This window comes from Primorskyibacter flagellatus, assembly GCF_014638275.1.
GTDB lineage: Bacteria > Pseudomonadota > Alphaproteobacteria > Rhodobacterales > Rhodobacteraceae > Pseudooceanicola > Pseudooceanicola flagellatus_A.
Window position 1 is genome coordinate 691,897 of the sequence record NZ_BMFJ01000002.1, and the last position, 20,074, is coordinate 711,970.

The following is a 20,074-nucleotide window of genomic DNA, read 5'->3' on the forward strand; positions in this document are numbered from 1 at the left end:
GACGCCCGGCCCTCGCGCCGGGACGATGAAATTCGTATGATTGCATCCGGGCACCGATCCGGTGACCGTGACTCAGTTATACGGAGGATGCCTCCGTTTATCAAGGGGGACATGCCGCCTTGGCGGAAACACGCGCCAGAAAACCACGCGCCGACGCCCTGAAGAACCGCGCCCTGCTAATAGACGCAGCGAAGGAAGTGCTGGGAAAAGGTGGCCCGAACGCCAGTCTCGAAGCGGTTGCGCAACGGGCGGGCGTCGGTATCGGCACGCTCTACCGCCACTTTCCGACGCGCGAGGATCTCTTCCACACCGTCTTCCGGCAGGAGATGGAGGAGCTCGCCGACATCGCCGATTCCCTGCGCGGGTCACCCGATCCGTTAGAGGCGATCCGCCACTGGCTGCACAGCAACGTCGCCTTTGTCGAAACCAAGCGCGGGATGCTCGGCGCGCTGTCCATCGTGATGACGGACGAATCCAAGCGGACCTATGCCGACCTGTCCGGCCGCGTCACCTCTGCCGTCAACGACATCCTCGCCAGGGGCCGCGCCTCCGGGCAGATCCGCGACGGCATCACCGCCGAGGACCTGCTCCAGACCATGTACGCGCTCTGCTACGCCCGCCAGCCGGGGCCGGACTGGAAATCACAGGTGCTGCGCCTGCTCGACATCTTCGTCGACGGGCTCGCTCCGACCGCTCAGCCCACGAACGGGTCGAACCCGGCGCGCGCATAGGCCGGGCGCGCGGTCAGCGCCGCCCACCATCCCGCGCATTTCGGCCGGCTCAGCAGGGCATCCGGCGCGATCTCCTCCTCGATCCGCCGCACGAAGGGGGCCGTGGCGATATCGGCCAGCCCATAGCGTCCGCCGATCAGCCCGTCGCCCGCGATCATCCCCTCCATCCGGTCGAGCATCGCCAGCAGGTTGCCCCGCGCCTCGTCCAGCTCCGTCTCCGTGTAGGGATTGCGGGCGGCGCGCCGCCAGGCTTCCTTGCGCTCCTCGCTCGGCACGTTCTTCAGCATCGCCTCGAACTCCGCCTCCGACATCTTCGCCGCCTTCGCCGCCATGCCGTGCCGCCAGTTGAACCGGATCAGGTTGGTGATCAGCCCGTCGACATAGCGGATCCAGTTGCGCATCACCGCCAGATCATAGGGATCCTCCGGGCAGAGCGGAGGCTCGGGAAAGACAGCGTCGATATATTCGCACATCACGCTGCTTTCATGCAGCGGCCGTCCGTCGTGCAGCATGCAGGGCACCACGCCAAGCGGGTTGATCTTCAGGTAAGCCTCCGAATGCTGCTCCTGCGCGGACAGGTCGATCACATGCCCCTCATAGGCGATCCCCTTCTCCTCCAGACACAGCCGCACCCGGCGCGAGGCGCTGGACTTCGGCGAATGATACAGGACGATCCCCATCATCTGCCCTCGAACACGGGCGCGCGTTTCTCGCGGAAGGCATCCCGGCCCTCCCGGAAATCGCGGCTGTTGCGGCATTCCAGACCGATCGCGGCGATCCGCTCCGGGTCCCGCGCGCTCTCGTCCCGCAGCAGGTCCGCCACCGTCTCCTTCGTCGCCCGGACCGACAGGGGCGCGTTCCCGGCGATCACCCGGGCCATCTCCATCGCCGCGGGCCAAAGCGCGTCTTCCGCATAGACATGTTCCACCAGCCCCCAGACCAGCGCCGTCTGCGCATCCACCCGGTCACCCACGTAGAGGATCCGCTTGGTCCGTGCCGGCCCGACAGTCTCTACAAGGCCCCTTAGACCCTGATCTCCGTAGGACAGCCCCAGCTTCGCCGCCGGCACGCCAAAGGTCGAATCCTCCGACGCCAGCCGGAAGTCGCAGTTCAGCGCGGTCATCAGACCACCACCGATGCAGAAACCTTTGATCACTGCGATCGTCGGGATCGGGCAGGCCGCCAGCACCCTCTGCCGGTCGACGAAATCCGTCCCCGTCGGCCGCGGCCCCTCGAACCCGCCAAGGTCCGCGCCCGAAATGAAGGCGCGGCCCCCGGTCCCGGTGAACAGCAGCACCCGCGCGCCCTCCGCCACCGCCGCCTCAAGCGCGGCGACCATCCCGGCGGTGGCCTTTTCGTCCAGCGCGTTGCGCTTCTCGGGGATCTGGATCGCCAGAACGGCGATGCGATCGGCCAGGGAATAGCCGACACGGCCATCGCCAAAGCTCCGGTCCGGGGTCCAGCCGGGGGGGAATGCGGTTTCGCTCATCAGGCTCTCCATCAGGGTTTGAGGACGATCGGCGCGGTGGTCTCGCGCCCTTCCAGACGCCGGTGCGCCTCTGCCGCCTCGGCCAGCGGCAGCACCGCTCCGATCGGCGTGTCGATGTCGTCGGAGGTGAGCGCGGCAAAGGTCGCCACCGCCGCCGCCCGCGCCTCCTCCGGATCGGCGATCCAGCTGCGCAGGGTCGGGCGGGTCACGATGATCGATTTGGAATGCAGCAGCTGCAGGTCGAACTCCCCCACGTTGCCCGACGCCGTGCCATAGCTGATGACCATCCCGCGCGGCCGGATGCAGTCCAGCGACTTGCGGAAGGCCGCCTTGCCGATCCCGTCATAAATCACTTCCGCCCCGACACCGCCGGTCAGCTCCATGACCTGCGGGGCGAAATCCCCGGCGCTGTAGTCGATCGTGGACTCATATCCGAAGGTCTTCGCCAGCGCGGCCTTCTCCGGCGACCCGACCGTCCCGATCATCCGTGCGCCAAGCGCCTTTCCCCATTGTCCCAGCAACAGCCCCATGCCGCCCGCCGCCGCATGCACCACCGCCACTTTGCCCGGCCCAAGCGGATAAAGCCGCCGGACCAGATACTCCGCCGTCAGCCCGCGCAGCAGGTAGCCCCCCGCGACCTCGTCGCTCAGCGCATCCGGTAAAGGAAACAGCCGCGCCGCCGGCACCAGCGTATGCCCGGCGTAGGAATTCCCCCCGATGTATCCGACCCGCGTCCCGGCCCCCGGACCGTCCGCGCCGGGCGTTTCGACCACGCCGACCGCCATATGGCCCATGGTGACCGGAAACGGCTTGGCCGAATGCGGCCCGCCGTGGTCGCCCTCGCGCTCGTAGATGTCGGCGTAGTTCACCCCGATGGCCGTGTTGCGCACCAGTGCTTCGCCCGGTCCGGGGGCGGGAATCTCCACCTCGTCGAGACTCAGAACCTCGGGCCCGCCATGGGCGTGGATACGAATTGCTTGTGTTTTCAAAGTCTTCCTCCCGGGCGTCTCCGTCCGCGCCCGACAAAACCATAGAATCCATTAATGTTCATTTACAAGGTCTTTACGTATACGCAGAATCGCGTAATGAATACATAAAGTGAGGAGGCGAAAGTGGCCAAGGCAAGCGATACCGTCCGGGTGCGTCTGGAACGCGAGATCAGTTCCGGAGAGCTGCGCCCCGGCGATTCCATCGACGAAAAGTCACTTGCCGAACGCTTCGCCATCTCCCGCACCCCCGCGCGGGAGGCGATCATGCAGCTTGCCGCCTCCGGCCTCGTCGAAATCCGCCCGCGACACGGCGCCGTGGTGCTTGGCCTTTCGGCGGACGAGGCCGTCGCGATGATGGAGACCCTCGCCCTGCTGGAAGCCGAGGCCGCCGCACTTGCCGCGCAACGCATGCCCGAGGACGAGGTCGCGAAAATGATCGCGATCTACGAGGAGAGCCGCGACAGCGCCACCCTGCTCGATACCGCGACCTACATCCGGCTCAACACCCGCTTTCACCGCACGATCTATGACGGGGCGCGAAACGAATACCTGAACCGGCTGATCCGACAGACCCGCAAGCGGATGGAGTTCTATCACTCCTCGAGCCTCAACCAGAAATCGCGGCTGGAACGGTCCTGGCACGAACACGGCCGCGTGGTCGAAGCGATCCGCAATGCCGATGTCGACGCCGCGCGCGAAACCATGCGCGACCACATCCTGTCCGGCGGGCGGGTCTATGCCGACCTCGTCGCCGCGCTCAGGACAACCGGGCGGACGAAGGAGGAGACCTGACACCCGCACCACAGCACTCCCCGCCACACGGGCAGGGGCAATAAGCATCATCTAGGGAGGAGACCCAGACCATGAAACGCAGAACGTTTCTGATGACCACAGCAGCCGCGGCCGCGCTGCTGCCGCTCGCGGCCAATGCCGCCAGCCACATGGACGAAAAGATCGCCCCGCTTTACGAGGCCGCGAAGCCCGAAGGCGAAATCACCTGGTACGTTGTCCCGATGGACAGCGAGACCGCCGAACGTGTCGGCCAGAAGTTCACGGAGCTCTATCCGGGCATCAAGGTGAACGTCGTCCGCTCCACCGCGACGGTGGCCTTCCAGAAGCTGAACCAGGACATCGACTCCGGCGTGGCGAACTGCGACGTGCTGACCACCTCGAACGTGGCCCATGCCGAAGACCTGAAGTCCCGCGACCTGCTGCTGAAATATGCCCCGATGCGCAAGGGCGAGGCCCTGGCAGCCTTCCAGGGTGCCGATCCGGACGATTTCTACCACATCACCACCGCCGGCCCCATGGGCATCGTCTACAACACCGACCTCGTCTCCGAAGCCGAGGCGCCGAAGAACTGGCCCGACCTGCTCGACCCGAAGTGGAAGGGCAAGCTGGCGATCGGCCACCCCGGCTTCTCCGGCTACGTCGGCATCTGGGCGGTGAAGATGGAGGAACTCTACGGCTGGGACTACTTCGACAAGCTGCTTGAGCAGGACCCCTACATCGGCCGCTCCTCCATCGACGTGGTGACCACCACCGCCGCCGGGGAAACCGCCGTCGGCGCGGGCCCGATGACCTCCGCCCTGATCTCTGCCGAAAAGGGCAACCCGATGGCCACCATCGTGCCGACCGACGGCATGGTCATCATCACCTCGCCCTCCTGCATCCTGAAGAACGCCCCGCACCCCGAGGCGGCCAAGCTCTTCATGGAATTCCTGCTCGGCAAGGAGATCGCGGAACTGACGGTCGACCAGTTCTCCACCCCGATCCGCGGCGACGTGACCCCGCGCGAAGGCGTGGCGCCGCTGACCGAAGACAACGTCATCACCGCCACCAAGGAACAGATCATCGACGGTGTGTCAGTCACCGCCGAGAAGTTCCGCGACACCTTCGGCATCTGATGACCGAACAGGCGACAACCATTCCGGGGGAGCGCACCAGGCGGCGCGCCCCCCGTTTCGACTGGACCTTCGTGGTCTTTGCCCTGCTGGCCCTGCTGCTGGTGGTCCTTGTGGTCAGCCCCCTGTCGCGGCTGGTCATCGAAAGCTTTACCCATCCGAAGGAAGGCGGCTTCACGCTGCAGAACTTCGTCGATGTCTTCACCCGCCAGCGTTACCTGACCGCCTACTGGCACACGCTCCAGCTGGCCGGGGTCACCGTGGCGATGTCGGTCTTCATGGCCCTGCCCATGGCCTTTGCCGTGTCGCGCACAGACACGCCGGGCCGCGGCATGATGTTCTTCGCCGTGCTCGGCGCCTTCATCATTCCCCCCTTCCTCGGCGCGATCGGATGGATCCTGCTGGCCGGTCCGAACGCGGGCTGGATCAACCGCCTGTGGGAAGGCCTGACGGGATACGAGGAACCGCTGGTCAACATCTTCTCCATGTGGGGCCTGGCCTTCGTCATCGCCCTGAACGTGTTTCCGCTGATCTTCATCTTCGCCACCTCCGCCTTCGACCTCATCTCGTCCGAGATGGAGGAAGCCGCGGCGATCCACGGCGCAGGTCCCCTGCGCACCACATGGCTCATCACCCTGCCACTGGCCCTGCCCGCGGTTCTGGGCGCCTGCATGCTGGTCTTCCTCGAAACCATCGCGCTCTACGGTACCCCGGCGCTCATCGCCATTCCCGCCCGCTTCAACGTGGCGACGACGCAGCTCACAACCTTCTTCGAATACCCGGCGCGCATCGAACTCGCGATGGCCTTCTCCGTCCCGCTGGTGCTTGTCACCATCGTCCTGCTCGCCGCACAGCGCCTGATGCTGCGCGGGGGCACGGTGGCCGTTTCGGGCAAGGGCGGCGCACGCGAACCGATGAAGATCGGCCGCTGGCGCTATGTCCTGCTGGCCCACGGCATCCTGGTGATGCTGCTGGCGGTGGTCCTGCCCGCCGTGATCCTGGTCACGACCTCCTTCTCCGTCGCCTGGGCGAAACCCTTCACCTTCGACAACATGACGCTGCAGAACTTCCACGAGATCCTGTTCGAACAGCAGACGGTGCGCGACGCGATCTGGAACACCTACAAGGTGGCCTTCTCGGGCGCGACGATCTGCACGGTTCTGGGCTTCATGATTGCCTACATGGTGATCCGCAAGATGGTGCCTATGGCGTCGATCCTCGCCTTCCTCACCGTGTCGCCGGTCGCCGTGCCCGGCATCGTGCTGGCGATTTGCTTCTACGCCGCCTACGCGGGCCCGCCGCTGTCGATGTACGGCTCGTCGTTGCTGCTGATCGTCGCCTTCGTCACCCGTTTCCTGCCGATCGCCTTCGTCTCGCTCTCCTCCGGGGTCCGCTCCATGAACCCCGAACTCGAGGAAGCCGTCCGCATCCACGGAGGAGGCCGCTTCCGCGCCCTCACCGAAGTGGTCGCGCCGGTGCTGAAGAAGAACCTGCTCGGCGTCTGGATCCTCGTTTTCGTGATCTGTTCGCGCGAACTCTCGACGGCGATCTTCCTGTCCTCCCACAACAACCGCGTGATCTCGATCCTCACGCTCGATCTGAGCGAACAGGGCGAATACGAGAATCTGGCCGCCATGGGCGTGCTGCTGCTGGTCATCACCACTGCGGTGGTCGCCATCGGCATGCGCTTCCTCGGCCGTGACTTCATGCTGCGAAGGAACTGACACATGACGACCCTGCAACTCCGCGGGCTGACCAAAGCCTATGGCGCGTTCAAGGCGGTCGACGACCTGTCCCTGACCCTGCGCGACGGCGAATTCCTGTCCCTGCTCGGCCCCTCGGGCTGCGGCAAGACGACGACGCTGCGCATGATCGCGGGCTTCATCACCCCGACCGAAGGAACCATCCTGCTGGACGGAGAGGAGATCTCCTCCCCCTCCGGCGTGGTCCCGCCCGAACGCCGCCAGATGTCGATGATCTTCCAGAGCTATGCGATCTGGCCCAACATGACCGTCGCCCAGAACGTCGGCTTCGGGCTCAGGATGAAGAAGCTCCCCAAGGACGAAATCGCCCGCCAGACGGCCGAGGTGCTGCGCGTCGTGCAACTGGATCACCTCGCCGGGCGCTATCCGGCGGAACTCTCGGGCGGCCAGCAGCAGCGCGTCGCGCTCGCCCGTGCCGTGGCGCTCCAGCCCAAGGTGATGCTGCTGGACGAACCGCTCTCAAACCTCGACGCCAACCTGCGAGAGGACATGCGGAGCGAGATCAAGCGCATGCACACCGAATTCGGCATCACCACCGTCTACGTCACCCACGATCAGGCCGAGGCGATGGCGATCTCCGACCGCATCGCCGTCATCAATGCCGGACGTATCGAACAGCTGGACACGCCGCACCGGCTCTATTCCCGGCCGACGACCCGCTTTGCCGCCGAATTCATCGGCCGCACCAACCTGCTCGAAGGCCGCCGCCAGTCCGGCCGCATGGTGTTCGACGGGTTCGACGTTCCCAGTTCGGGCGGGGCGGACGGGGCGCTTCTGGCCTCAGTCAGGCCCCAGAACCTGCGGCTCCTCCCGCGCCGCGACGGGGCTGTTCCGTCCGAACCCGGCATGCTGTTCCTGCCCGGCCGCGTCACCGAACGCATCTTCCTGGGCGAAAGGTGGGACTACGGCCTGACCCTGGCCTCCGGCACCGGCCTGCGCGCCGCCGGCCCGCCCGAGGAGGACTTTGCGACCGGGTCCGAGGTCTGGATCGCCGTCCCCGAAGCGGCCATCATCCCGGTGGAGGATGAACCGATGCGCGAGGCCGCCGAATGACCCAACTTCCCCTCGACCGTTTCAAGGTGCTGGACCTGACCCGGATCCGCTCCGGCCCGACCTGCGTCAAGCAGTTCGCCGACTGGGGCGCCGACGTCATAAAGATCGAACCGCCCGAGGACGCGGCGGGATACGGCAACCGCGACAGCTCCGACTTCCAGAACCTGCACCGCAACAAGCGCTCCCTCACGCTCGACCTCAAGACGCCCGAGGGGCAGGAGGTGCTGGGCAGGCTGATCGACACCGCCGACGTGCTGGTCGAAAACTTCCGCCCCGGCGTGAAGGAACGGCTCGGGCTCGACTGGGACACCCTGCATGCCCGCAATCCCCGGCTCGTGCTCGGCTCCATCTCCGGCTTCGGCCAGACCGGCCCCTATGCGCATCGCCCCGGTTTCGACCAGGTGGCGCAGGGCATGGGCGGGCTGATGTCCATCACCGGCATGCCCGGTCAGGGCCCGGTGCGCGTCGGCATTCCGGTCGCCGACCTCTCCGCCGGTCTCTTCGTCGCCATGGGTATCCTGATGGCCCTGCTCGACCGCGAACGCACCGGCGAGGGACGATGGATCCACTCCTCCCTCCTCCAGGCCCAGATCGCCATGCTCGACTTTCAGGCCGTGCGCTGGCTGATCGACGGGGTCGTCCCGCCGCAGGCCGGCAACGACCACCCGACCGCCGTGCCCATGGGCGTCTACCCGACCTCGGACGGGATGATGAACATCGCAGTGAACGGCGCGCGCATGTGGAAGGACTTCTGCGACGTGATCGACCGCCCCGATCTGGTCGACCACCCCGACTACTGCGGCCCGCGCGAACGCCAGGCCAACCGCGCCCAGCTGAACGCGATCCTCTACGAGATCACCAAGCAATGGACCGCCCACGACCTGACCGAGGCGCTGCTGGCCACCGGCATCCCCTGCGGTCCGATCAACGCCATGGATCAGGTTTTTGCCGACCCGCAGGTCAACCACCTGCCAATCGTGGCCGAGGTCGACCACCCGTCCCGCGGACGGCAGCGCCTGCTTGGCCAGGCCTTCCAGGTCGAAGGCCTCTCGCCGGTCATGCGCTCGGCCACGCCGGACTGCGGCCAGCACACGGATGAAGTCCTGTCGGAACTCGGCTATTCTGCCGACGACATCGCAACTCTGAAGTCCCGAGGCATCGCATGAGCAAACTGGAAACCATCCCGCCCGAACCCGAAGCCGACGGCTACACCCCGCATATCCGGACCGAAATCAGGAACGGCATCGGCTGGATGGTCTTCGCCAACCCCAAGCGTCGCAACGCCATGACCTACACCATGTGGCGCCAGGTGCCCGCCGCGCTCGACGACCTCGCCGCCGACGACAGCGTGCGCGTCGTCGCCCTGCGGGGGGAGGGCACGGAGTCCTTCATCTCCGGCGCCGACATCTCCGAATTCGCAACCCGCCGCTCCACCCCCGAACAGGTCGCCGAATACGACCGCGTCGGGACGGAGGCGAATGCCGCCATCGTCGCCTTCCCCAAGCCGACCGTCGCCGTCGCGCGCACCTGGTGCGTCGGCGGGGGCGTCGCGACCGCGCTTGGCTGCGACCTGCGCATCTGCTCCGCCGACACCCGCTTTGCCGTGCCCGCCGCGCGGCTTGGCCTTGGCTACCGCTACTCCGGCATCAAGGCGCTGGTGGATGTCGTCGGCCCCGCCAACGCGCGTGAGATCTTCTTCACCGCCCGCAAGTATTCGGCGGAGGAGGCGCTCTCCATGGGCCTCATCAACCGCATCCTCCCGGTCGAGGACTTTGACGCCGCCGCCGAAGCCTACCTCTCCGACATTGCCGGCAACGCCCCCCTGACGATGAACGCCGCCAAGCTGGCGATCCGCGCCGTCACCCAGGACCCCGGCCAGCGCGACATCGACGCGATCAATGCCGCCGTGCAGGCCTGTTTCGACAGCGAGGACTACATCGAAGGCCGCGCCGCCTTCGCCGAAAAGCGCGCGCCGGTGTTCAGGGGGCGGTGAACCGGTCACCGACATCTGTCTGACTGGCTGCTGCAAAACGATCCTCTCCCGGCTGCCCCTGCGCGTTTCCGGGAGACTGTTCCTGTCGTTTCCGTTCGAACCCAGACGGTAAGGCCGCGCCCTCCCGGGGGGAGAGTCGGGCGCGGCCCGGGCTTGCAGCCCGCGCCATGGCCGGTGGTTTGCGTTGCGAGGAACAATCATCCGGTCTCAACGCTGCTAACCGAGGACGACTCGGTACTGCCGCTCGCCGGCGTTTGAGGGGCGGTGAAAATCTAACGTCCCACGCAAAGATCAAAGCACCCGCCCGGCGGCACGCCGGGCAGCGCCCGACCGCCCCCCTGGGCGGGCGCTTCGCTTCCGCCCGCGGTCGGCCGCTGCCCTTCGACTTGACCACTGACCTGTTGCCGGTGGACCCCGCCGCAGACCCACCCTTTACCCCCGCCCCCGCCGCCACTATCACCGCCCTGCACCAGCAGCAGGACCGCCCCATGACCAGACGCAGACTCAAGGTGATCGGCATCGGGGCCGGCAATCCCGAATACATCACCATCCAGGCGGTGAAGGCCCTGCAACAGGTCACCACCTTCTTCATCCCGCTCAAGGGCGACGACAAGGCCGACCTCCACCTGCTGAGGCGCGAGATCTGCGAACGCTACATCGACCACGACCGCTACCGCATGGTCGACTTCGACATTCCCGACCGCGCCCGCGACGGCGCCTACCGCAGCGATGTCTCGGACTGGCGCGCCGCCGTCCGCGCGATCTACCTCCGCCTGCTGACCGAGGAACTGGGCGAAACCGACCTCGGCGCCTTCCTCGTCTGGGGCGACCCGTCCCTCTACGACGGCACCATCGGCATTATCGAGGACCTGCGCGCCGCCGGGATGGAGATCGAGTACGAGGTCATTCCCGGCATCAGCTCCGTCTCCGCCCTCGCCGCCCGCCACCGTGTCGCGCTGAACCGGATCGGTCAGCCCTTCACGGTCATGTCCGCCCGCCAGCTTGAAAAGGGCCTGCCGGAGGAGGGCAACGTCGTCGTCATGCTCGACACCCGCGACGCCTACCGCGATCTCGACGCCGATCTCGACATCCACTGGGGCGCCTATGTCGGGACGGAGGATGAGATCCTGCGCGCCGGACGGCTCTCCGACCTGCAGGACGAAATCACCGATCTCCGCAAGAAGGCGCGCGCCGAAAAGGGCTGGATCATGGACAGCTACCTGCTGTCCCGCCGGTCAGACCCCAAGGACTGACCCTCAAGACTGGCCCTCAGAAATCCAGATCGGCGTAATGCGCGGGGGGCGGGAACCCCGCGACCACATCCGCAAGGATCGACCGGAAGGCCGGGCGCGACTTGATCTTCGCGTACCAGTCCTTCACGTTCTCCGACCGGTTCCAGTCCACGTCCGAGATATAGTCGAGCGAAGACAGATGCGCCGCCGCCGCGAAATCCGCCAGCGTCATCACGTTCCCCGCCAGCCAGCGCCGGTGATCCAGCAGCCAGGCCATGTAGTCGAGGTGGAACTTGATCTTCTGCGCCCCGGCCTTGATGTTCTTGCTCTCGGGATAGCCCTGCTTCATCAGCTTCTTGTTGACGCGCTCGAACAGAAGGTTCGAGGTGACCTCCTTGTGAAACTTGTCGTCGAACCAGCTGACCAGCCGCCGCACCTCCGCCCGCTCTGCCGGGGTGGTCGGCATCAGCGGCGGATCGGGATAGACCTCCTCGATCCATTCGCAGATCGCGGCGCTCTCCGCCATGAAGACCCCGTCCACCTTCAGCACCGGCACCTTCCCCGCCGGGTTGCGGCGCAGGAAATCCGGGTCGCGTTCCCAGTAGCGTTCCTCGACCAGCTGGCATTCGATCCGCTTCTCGGCCAGCGACAGGCGGACCTTGCGGCTATAGGGGGACAGCGGGAAATGGTAGAGGGTCAGCATGTTGGCTCAATATATATGGCTTCACCAGTCTCTGCCCGCTCGGGGCGGGAAATTCAATCCTCGAAGCAGGCGGCACGCCCGTCGGCGCGGATGGTTGCCGCACCGTCCCGGATCGACGCCGCCCTGCGGTTGACGAACTCTGTCGGCCTGCTGGCCGAACGCTGCTTGGGCGAAGGCAGCACCGCCGCCAGCAGCGCCGCCTGCCGGTCGCTCAGCTTGCCGGGCGTGGTGCCGAAATAGTGATGCGCCGCCGCCTCCACGCCGAAGACGCCCTCGTCGAACTCCGCCATGTTCAGATAGACCTCCAGGATGCGCCGCTTGGTCCAGACGGTTTCCAGCACCGGGGTGATCAGCGCCTCCAGCGCCTTCCGGACCCAGCTCCGCCCGTGCCAGAGATAGACGTTCTTCACCACCTGCTGCGACAGGGTCGATGCGCCGCGGTTGCTGCCCGCGTCGATCGCCTTGCGGATCGCGTCCATGTCGAACCCCCAGTGCGCGCAGAAATTGGCATCCTCCGCCGCGACGACAGACCGCGCCATCACCGGGGCGATCCGGTCGAAATCCACCCACTGCCGGTCGATGGAGCCAAGCCGCAGCTGTTCCTGCTTCATGTAGATGCCGGTCTGCGGATTGACGATGGCATAGAACCCCACGCCGAACAGGATCACGCCCACGGACAGCAGCACGACGCGCAGCATCCAGCGGCGCAGCCAGCGCATCGGCTGGAAGCGTGGCTCCTGCTTCTTTTTCCTGCTCCGGGAGCCGGGCTTGTACCGCGGCGCTGCCTGTTTCGCCATGCGCGCAGTCTACGCGACCGCAGGGTCCAAGTGAATCGCTAATCGCGGCGCGGCAGTCCCGCCCGGTCGAGCGCCCGGAACATCGCCCGCACCCGCCCCTTGCCCGCCAGTTCCACCGCATCCCCGTTGCGCAGCCTCAGGCGTGGCGCCCCGCCCTCTCCGGTCTCGACGTGATGGATCATCCGCACCGGGATCCGCCGGTACGGCCCCTGCGGGTCGATGATGATCTCCGCCTCGGTGATCCAGAGATGCACCCGCGGCCGCATCAGCAGCAACAGCGCCCCGCCGATCTGAAGCGTCGCCGCCACGATCCACAGCACCCAGAGCTGCCACCCCGGCAATCCCGGCTCCTGCGCAAGCCACGCCGTCAGCCCCGCCCCGCCCGCGATCAGGGCGAGCTTCGGCGGCGTCCGCAGGGCCGAGCGGTGTTCGTAAAGGAGTCGCATCGCGGCGGACAGTAACGGGCACGGGGGGAGGACGTCGAGACGGAGCCGGGCACCCCCCGCCGGACGGACGCCAACCTCACGACTTCACCGGGGTCAGCGTGATGACCTCGCTGTTGCTGCGGCAGGAATTCGGCGCCCCGTCGACGCAGCCCGTGGTGGTCTGTTCAAGCCGGTAGACCTTTCCCTCCTGCTCCGTCAGCGTATAACTCCCGGTTCCTGTCCCGCTGAACCCGCCGCCCGAAAACGTATAGCTCACCGTGCCAGCCAGCGGCCCGCTTGGCGCATAACTGAACACGACATTGGCCCCCGGAAACACCCCGTCCAGCAGGAACGGAGAGTCGATCCTCGCCACATGCCCGCTCACCGTCATGTAGGCCCCGCCGCCGCTTGCCTCCCATCCGGGCGGGCAGGCGGCATCCATCATCTCCCGCGCGATGATCCCGGAGGCATCCCAGAAATCCTTGATCGGCACGCTGCCCTCACTGACCGCCAGCACGTTGCCCGAGGCCCGGTCGCGCATCGTCATCCTCCAAGAAAACGCATCCGGCGTGTCGCTGACCGTGCCCTCGATCAGCGCGGTTGGTTCCGGCGGCATCCTGTGCATGGTGACCGTGGCCGGGTCGATATAGCGGCTCTGTTGCAGCTGGAATTCCTTCAGGATGTCGGCCCGCCGCCGCCATTCCAGGATCCCCATGTCGCAGTCCGCATACGTCGGATCCTCGTAGAGCATCTGCACCATGTCCGTGATGATCAGGTCGCCGATCCCGCGCCCGAAATGGAACATGTCCGGGCTGCCGGTGCCGCTCGTCTCACCGACGGACACGCGGAAGGTCTTCGGCGTCAGGGGACGCAACCCCTGCGCCAGCGACGCCCCCGCCAGAACCGCGACGATCAGGCCAGGGCCGATCCGCCGCGCGCATGTCTTCCACCCCATGGCCGACTCCCCCAAGGCTGACCGCGTGGGCTCAGGTTACCGCGTCGCTCTGCATCGGCGCGTCCCGCCGCGACATCGGTGTCGTAATCCGCGTGACCGGAACGGCACGAAAAAGCCCCGCACGATGGCGGGGCTGTTCCGTGGTTCGGCCGCAGGATCACTCCGCCGGCATGGCCTTTTCCTCGACCGTAAGCGGATGCGGAATATGGATCAGCATCTCCTTCGGGCAGATCTGGAGGAAGTGGTCCTTCTCCAGATCCCAGTTCTGGATCAGGTCGGCGGCCTTGCGGCTGCCCGTTTCCGCCGCATGGCGTTCGATCAGCCCTTTCAGCTGCGTCTCCCAATGCGGCACCGTGACCGGGCAGGTCACAAGCGTCTCGGGGTTGAGCATGTCATGGGCCTTGCCCTCCGGATCGTAGAGATAGGCCATCCCGCCCGTCATCCCCGCCCCGAAGTTCGGCCCGATGGAACCGAGGATCACCGCAACCCCGCCGGTCATGTATTCACACCCGTTCGACCCGCAGCCCTCGATCACCACCTTCGCGCCGGAGTTGCGGACGGCGAACCGCTCGCCCGCCCGACCCGCGGCAAACAGGTGGCCGTCGGTCGCACCATACAGCACCGTATTGCCGATGATGGTGTTTTCCGACGCGACCAGCGGGCTTTCCATCGGCGGACGTACTACGATGGTGCCGCCCGAGAGACCCTTGCCGACATAGTCGTTGGCCTCTCCCATCACCTCGATCTTCAGGCCGGGCGCGGCGAAGGCGCCAAGCGATTGCCCGGCAGAACCCGACAGCTTCACCGTCAGGTGATCCGGTTGCAGCGCGTTCTTCATGCCGAAGTTCCGCACGATATGCGACGAGGTCCGCGTGCCGACCGACCGGTGCGTGTTCTGCACCGCGTAGGACAGCTGCATCTTCTCCCCGTCCTTGAGGAAGCGGGCGGCGTCGCGCACGATCTCCTCGTCCAGCGTGTCAGGCACCGGGTTGCGCGGCTTTTCGCGGTTGTAGACGATGTTCTTCGATCCATCGACCGTGATCAGCAGCGGGTTGAGGTCGAGGTCGTCAAGGTGGTCGGCCCCGCGGGAGACCTGGCTCAGCAGGTCGGCGCGGCCGATCACCTGATCCAGCGACTTCGCCCCGATGGAGGCGAGGATTTCCCGCACCTCGGTGGCGTAGAAGGTGATGAGGTTCACCACCTTGTCCGCCGTCCCGGTGAACTTCGCCCGCAGCGATTCATCCTGCGTGCAGACACCGACGGGGCAGGTGTTGGACTGGCACTGGCGCACCATGATGCAGCCCATGGCGATCAAGGCGGCAGTGCCGATGCCGTATTCCTCGGCCCCCATCATCGCGGCCATGACGATGTCGCGGCCCGTGCGCAGCCCGCCGTCCGTGCGCAGCGTCACGCGGGAGCGGAGGTTGTTCATCGCAAGGACCTGATGCGCCTCGGTCAGGCCCATCTCCCACGGCAGACCGGCGAATTTGATCGAGGTGCCGGGGGACGCCCCGGTGCCGCCGTTGTGGCCCGAGATCAGGATGATGTCGGCCTTCGCCTTCGCCACGCCCGCCGCAATCGTTCCGACGCCCGAAGACGCGACGAGCTTCACCGTCACCTTCACCGTCGGGTTGATCTGCTTGAGGTCGTAGATCAGCTGCGCAAGGTCTTCGATCGAATAGATGTCGTGATGCGGTGGCGGAGAGATCAGCGTGACCCCTTCGGTCGAATGCCGCAGCCGCGCGATCAGTTTCGTGACCTTCATGCCCGGAAGCTGGCCGCCCTCGCCGGGCTTGGCGCCCTGGGCGACCTTGATCTCAAGCTCCTCGCACTGGTTGAGGTATTCCGCCGTCACGCCAAAGCGCCCGGAGGCCACCTGCTTGATCTTGGCCGAAGGGTTGTCGCCGTTCGGTTCGGGCGTGAAATGCGCCGGGTCCTCGCCGCCCTCGCCGGAGTCCGACTTGGCGCCGATCCGGTTCATCGCGACGTTCAGCAGCTTGTGCGCTTCGGGCGACAGCGCGCCGAGCGACATGCCGGGGGTGACAAAACGCTTCCGTATGGAGGTGATCGATTCCACCTCTTCCAGCGGGATGGCGGGGCCGAGCGGCTTGATCGCCAGCAGGTCGCGCAGGTGGATCGGCGGGTTGGCGGCCATGCGGGCGGAGTACTGCTTCCAGATCTCGTAGGACGCGCGGTTGCAGGCGGATTGCAGCATGTGCATCGTCTGCGCTTCCCATGCGTGCGTCTCGCCGGACTTGCGCGCCTTGTAGAACCCGCCGATCGGCAGCACGTCGAGGCCGGAGAGCCAGCCCTTCTGGTGAATGCCCGCCGCCTTCTTCTGGATGCCCGACACCCCGATGCCGGAGATGCGGGAGGTCATGCCGGGGAAGAATTCCGCGCACATGGCGCGCGACAGGCCGACGGCTTCGAAGTTCAGGCCGCCGCGGTAGGACGACACGACCGAAATCCCCATCTTCGACATGATCTTGAGCATGCCCTGATCGATCGCCTCGCGATACTGCGCGACGGCCTCGGTCAGGGTCATGTCGAGCAGGCCGCGCTTGATGCGGTCGGCCAGCGTGTCTTCGGCCAGGTAGGGGTTCACGATGGTCGCGCCGCAGCCGATCAGGACAGCGAAGTAATGCGGGTCGATGCATTCCGCCGTGCGCACGCCAAGGGAACAGAAGGTGCGCAGGCCCTTCTGGGTCAGCCAACTGTGCACCGCCGAGGTGGCGAGGATCATCGGCATGGCGACGCGGTCCTCACCCTGCGTGTGGTCGGTCAGGATGATGTGACCGCCGCCGGAGCGCACGGCCTCCTCCGCTTCGGCGCGGATGCGGTTCAGGCCGCGGCGCAGCGCGTCCGGCCCTTCCTCCACCCCGAAGGTGCAGTCGATTTCCGACAGGCCCGCGTTGAAGTGGGTCTTCATCTCCTCGAACTGGGCGTTGGCGACGAAGGGGCTGTCCAGCACGAAGATCTCCGTCTGGGATGAGCTTTCGTCGAGCACGTTCTTCAGGTTGCCGAACCGGGTCTTGAGCGACATGACGCGGAATTCGCGAAGCGAGTCGATCGGCGGGTTCGTCACCTGAGAAAAGTTCTGCCGGAAGAAATGCGACAGCGGGCGGTACTTGTTGGACAGCACGGCAGAGGGCGTGTCGTCGCCCATGGAGGCCAGCGCCTCTTTCCCGTCCTCGGCCATCGGGATCAGGACCTGCTCCACCTCTTCGATGGTATAGCCTGCCGCGATCTGCCGCTTGCGAAGGTCCGCGCCCTCGTACATCGGCTTTTCGACGACGTTGGCGAGCTCCTCGTCCAGATCGGTGATCTTGCCGACCCATTCCCCGAAGGGCTGGGAGGCGGCGAGTTTGTCCTTGATCTCCTCGTCGTGGTAGAGCTTGCCGGACTTCATGTCGACGGCGATCATCTGCCCCGGTCCAAGTGCGCCCTTCTCGCGCACCGTGCCTTCGTTCGACGGCACCATCCCGGCCTCGGACCCGGCGATCAGCAGGCCGTCACCCGTCACGACATAGCGCATCGGACGCAGCCCATTGCGGTCGAGCCCGCCGCAGACCCAGCGACCGTCGGTCATGGCGAGCGCGGCGGGGCCGTCCCACGGCTCCATCACGCCGTTGCAGTAGGAATACATGTCGCGCCACGCCTGCGGCAGTTCGATGGCCTGCTTGGACCACGATTCCGGCACCAGCATGGTCTTGGCCATGGGGGCGGAACGACCTGCGCGCACCAGAACCTCGAACACCGCATCCAGCGCGGCGGAGTCCGACGACCCCGAGGGGATGATCGGCTTGATGTCTTCCGCCAGCTCACCGAACGTGCCGGAGGCCATGCGGATTTCGTGGCTTTTCATCCAATTGACGTTGCCCTTGATGGTGTTGATCTCACCGTTGTGGGCAAGCATGCGGAAGGGCTGGGCGAGCCACCACTGCGGGAAAGTGTTGGTGGAATAGCGCTGGTGATAGACCGCGAAGGCGGATTCGAAGCGCGCGTCCATCAGGTCGGGGTAGAAGACGGCGACCTGTTCGGCCAGCATCATGCCCTTGTATATGATCGACCGGCAGGACAGCGACGCGATGTAGAGCCCTTCGATATGGGCCGCGGCCGCCGCCTTTTCGATCCGGCGCCGGATCACGTAAAGCTCGCGTTCGAACTGTTCCTCGTCCACGCCCTTGGAGTTGGAGATGAGGATCTGCTCGATCTCGGGCCGGGTCGCGTTGGCCTTTTCGCCAAGGCATTCGATATCGACCGGGACGTGCCGCCAGCCGTAGATGTAATAGCCCATCCGAAGCACCTCGGCCTCGACGATGGTCCGGCAGGATTCCTGCGCGCCAAAGTCGGTGCGGGGCAGGAAGACCTGCCCGACGGCGATCATCTCGTCCGCGCGCGGTTCGTGGCCGGTGCGCTTGATCTGGTCGTGGAAGAAGGGCACCGGGATCTGGACGTGGATGCCCGCGCCATCCCCGGTCTTGCCATCCGCATCGACCGCGCCGCGATGCCAGATCGCCTTGAGCGCCTTGATCCCGGCCTCGACCACCTTGCGGCTTTTCTTCCCGTCGATGGAAACGACAAGCCCGACGCCGCAGGAGGAATGCTCCTCTGCCTCGGAATACAGGCCGTTCTCGGCCATCCACTTGCGCTTGGCTTCTTCGGCGCGGGCCCAGTCTGCGTCGTAGGTGGTCATCTGGGAAATCCTCCATGAGGGTGAAACGGGGATGTCGGGCGGGAGACGCGGGTCATGTCACGGCTCCGGCGAATTGGGGGTCTGCGGGCGGGCGGCGGTAGGCCTCGAGACCCGCCAGCGCCAGCCGGAAGCGGCGCGGACGGTTGAGGAAGGCCTGTTCGACGACCTCCTCGAGAATGCCGGCCCCGCGCAGTTTCTGCGGCACGTTATGCACGGTGCGCGGCAGGATCAGATGAACGAGGTTGTCGGCCCGCGGAAACCGGTCGCGCTGCGGTGCCTCGCGCGAATGGCGGCCGTGAACGGCGTAATAGGCGGTGCCGGGGACCAGCGTTTCCGACAGGTCGCGGATGACGAATTCCTCGATCCGGCTGCGGTAGTCCATCCAGCGCGGATCGTCGCCGACCACCTCCGGATGCACGGAGACCTGCGGGGCAAGGCCCACGGCACAGCTGACGGGGACGTATTTCGGCATGGCCAGCGCGGCGAACCCGCCCATGGAATGGCCAAGCGTCATCACCTCGCGCGCGCCGGTTTCCAGCCGGGAGGCTTCGATCCACTGGGCGATTTCGTCGATCAGGCCGGGCGCGTTCAGCCAGCTGCGGGACTTGTCCGCGATGAACAGCGCGTGGTCCCGGCCCGACTGCGTGGCGGTTCGGGCGAATTCATAGCCAAGGTCCTGCCCTTCGACCCCGATGCCGGTGAAGGACACGGTCAGACGGTCGCCGGTCCCCTGATGGAACCAGACACGCAGCGTGTCGCCGTCATGCAGCAGTCGTATGTCGAGCCGGTCGGTCACAGATCGACCCCGTATTTCGCCATGACCTCGGCTCGGGTCAGCCGCTCTCTCTCACCGGCATAGGAAAAGCTGTCGGGCTTGCAGTCGATGAAGATCTCGTTGGAAAAGGTGAAGCCGTCCGGATCGTCGAAAATGCCGAGCGGCATCGTCATGGTTCCGGCGCCCGGCCCGCTGTCGCCGGTGAGCCGATAGTAGAGCCCGGTGCCACAGCGCTGGCACCAGGCGCGTTCCGCCCAGTCCGAGCTTTGCAGCGTGCGGATATGCGCCTCCCCCGCAAAGGTGACGTCTGCGGCTTTCACGGTCAGCGCCAGCAGCGCGGACCCGGACCAGCGGCGGCACATCTCGCAATGGCAGGCCCCGAATTCGGACGGCACGTCGGCCGCGGTGAAGCTCACCGCGCCGCACATGCACTGTCCTGTCATCTCTCGTGCCATTGTCTCGGGCCTTCTGGTTAAGCCGGTGTTTACCACGGCCTGACCGGGTGTTGCGCGACTCCGCGCCTGAGCGTTCGGTGCCGATTTCAGGGTTGCCACTGAAATCGTTGAATT

18 protein-coding genes are annotated in these 20,074 nt (G+C 66.2%); 8 read left to right on the forward strand and 10 right to left on the reverse strand.

What is annotated here, in order from left to right:
* Positions 1-119 precede the first annotated feature (119 nt).
* A complete protein-coding gene (locus IEV87_RS17690) occupies positions 120-731 on the forward strand; it encodes a TetR/AcrR family transcriptional regulator (protein WP_188479137.1) in 612 nt (203 codons plus the stop codon).
* On the opposite strand, the gene IEV87_RS17695 is transcribed toward IEV87_RS17690, so the two are convergent.
* The 3 genes from IEV87_RS17695 to IEV87_RS17705 are packed head-to-tail and all read right to left on the reverse strand — an operon-like array spanning position 695 to position 3,209.
* A complete protein-coding gene (locus IEV87_RS17695) occupies positions 695-1,414 on the reverse strand; it encodes a glutathione S-transferase family protein (protein ID WP_229737691.1) in 720 nt (239 codons plus the stop codon). The two genes, IEV87_RS17690 and IEV87_RS17695, sit on opposite strands and share 37 nt — an antisense overlap.
* A complete protein-coding gene (locus IEV87_RS17700; RefSeq protein ID WP_188479138.1) occupies positions 1,411-2,220 on the reverse strand; it encodes an enoyl-CoA hydratase-related protein in 810 nt (269 codons plus the stop codon). Before IEV87_RS17700 ends, IEV87_RS17695 begins: the two co-directional genes overlap by 4 nt.
* Positions 2,221-2,231: 11 nt before the next feature.
* Complete coding sequence (locus IEV87_RS17705; RefSeq protein WP_188479139.1) at positions 2,232-3,209, reverse strand: quinone oxidoreductase family protein; 978 nt, start codon at positions 3,207-3,209, stop codon at positions 2,232-2,234.
* Positions 3,210-3,332: 123 nt separating this feature from the next.
* Between IEV87_RS17705 and IEV87_RS17710 the strand changes: the two genes are divergently transcribed.
* The 7 genes from IEV87_RS17710 to cobF all read left to right on the forward strand — a co-directional run bounded on the left by IEV87_RS17710 (position 3,333) and on the right by cobF (position 11,175).
* Positions 3,333-4,001, forward strand: coding sequence for a GntR family transcriptional regulator (locus tag IEV87_RS17710; protein ID WP_188479140.1), 669 nt, complete (start codon positions 3,333-3,335; stop codon positions 3,999-4,001).
* A 71-nt stretch (positions 4,002-4,072) separates the two neighbouring features.
* Positions 4,073-5,116, forward strand: coding sequence for an ABC transporter substrate-binding protein (locus tag IEV87_RS17715; protein WP_188479141.1), 1,044 nt, complete (start codon positions 4,073-4,075; stop codon positions 5,114-5,116).
* Entirely contained in the window at positions 5,116-6,837 is a 1,722-nt protein-coding gene (locus IEV87_RS17720; protein WP_188479142.1) for an ABC transporter permease, read from the forward strand. The genes IEV87_RS17715 and IEV87_RS17720 overlap by 1 nt, the downstream gene beginning before the upstream one ends.
* A gap of 3 nt (positions 6,838-6,840) precedes the next feature.
* Complete coding sequence (locus IEV87_RS17725) at positions 6,841-7,929, forward strand: ABC transporter ATP-binding protein (RefSeq protein WP_188479143.1); 1,089 nt, start codon at positions 6,841-6,843, stop codon at positions 7,927-7,929.
* Positions 7,926-9,095: a CaiB/BaiF CoA transferase family protein gene (locus IEV87_RS17730; protein ID WP_188479144.1), complete on the forward strand. Its 1,170-nt coding sequence runs from the start codon at positions 7,926-7,928 to the stop codon at positions 9,093-9,095. Before IEV87_RS17725 ends, IEV87_RS17730 begins: the two co-directional genes overlap by 4 nt.
* Entirely contained in the window at positions 9,092-9,922 is an 831-nt protein-coding gene (locus IEV87_RS17735; RefSeq protein ID WP_188479145.1) for an enoyl-CoA hydratase, read from the forward strand. The genes IEV87_RS17730 and IEV87_RS17735 overlap by 4 nt, the downstream gene beginning before the upstream one ends.
* A gap of 488 nt (positions 9,923-10,410) precedes the next feature.
* The gene (cobF, locus tag IEV87_RS17740; RefSeq protein WP_188479146.1) at positions 10,411-11,175 is read left to right on the forward strand and encodes a precorrin-6A synthase (deacetylating); all 765 of its coding nucleotides are present in this window, start codon (positions 10,411-10,413) and stop codon (positions 11,173-11,175) included.
* 16 nt (positions 11,176-11,191) lie between these two features.
* Here cobF and fzlA read toward each other — a convergent pair whose 3' ends face one another.
* From fzlA to IEV87_RS17775, 7 genes are all read right to left on the reverse strand, one after another.
* The gene (gene fzlA / locus IEV87_RS17745; protein ID WP_188479147.1) at positions 11,192-11,857 is read right to left on the reverse strand and encodes an FtsZ-binding protein FzlA; all 666 of its coding nucleotides are present in this window, start codon (positions 11,855-11,857) and stop codon (positions 11,192-11,194) included.
* Between the two features lie 53 nt (positions 11,858-11,910).
* Positions 11,911-12,654, reverse strand: coding sequence for a monofunctional biosynthetic peptidoglycan transglycosylase (gene mtgA / locus IEV87_RS17750; RefSeq protein WP_188479148.1), 744 nt, complete (start codon positions 12,652-12,654; stop codon positions 11,911-11,913).
* 38 nt (positions 12,655-12,692) lie between these two features.
* Positions 12,693-13,100, reverse strand: a complete 408-nt coding sequence (locus IEV87_RS17755; RefSeq protein ID WP_188479149.1) for a hypothetical protein — start codon at positions 13,098-13,100, stop codon at positions 12,693-12,695.
* Between the two features lie 76 nt (positions 13,101-13,176).
* On the reverse strand, positions 13,177-14,034 hold the full coding sequence (locus tag IEV87_RS17760; RefSeq protein WP_188479150.1) for a hypothetical protein: 858 nt from the start codon (positions 14,032-14,034) through the stop codon (positions 13,177-13,179).
* Between the two features lie 157 nt (positions 14,035-14,191).
* Positions 14,192-18,730, reverse strand: a complete 4,539-nt coding sequence (gene gltB, locus IEV87_RS17765) for a glutamate synthase large subunit (RefSeq protein ID WP_188479151.1) — start codon at positions 18,728-18,730, stop codon at positions 14,192-14,194.
* Positions 18,731-18,782: 52 nt separating this feature from the next.
* Complete coding sequence (locus IEV87_RS17770) at positions 18,783-19,526, reverse strand: hypothetical protein (RefSeq protein ID WP_188479152.1); 744 nt, start codon at positions 19,524-19,526, stop codon at positions 18,783-18,785.
* Positions 19,523-19,960: a GFA family protein gene (locus tag IEV87_RS17775; RefSeq protein ID WP_229737693.1), complete on the reverse strand. Its 438-nt coding sequence runs from the start codon at positions 19,958-19,960 to the stop codon at positions 19,523-19,525. Before IEV87_RS17775 ends, IEV87_RS17770 begins: the two co-directional genes overlap by 4 nt.
* Positions 19,961-20,074: the final 114 nt, after the last annotated feature.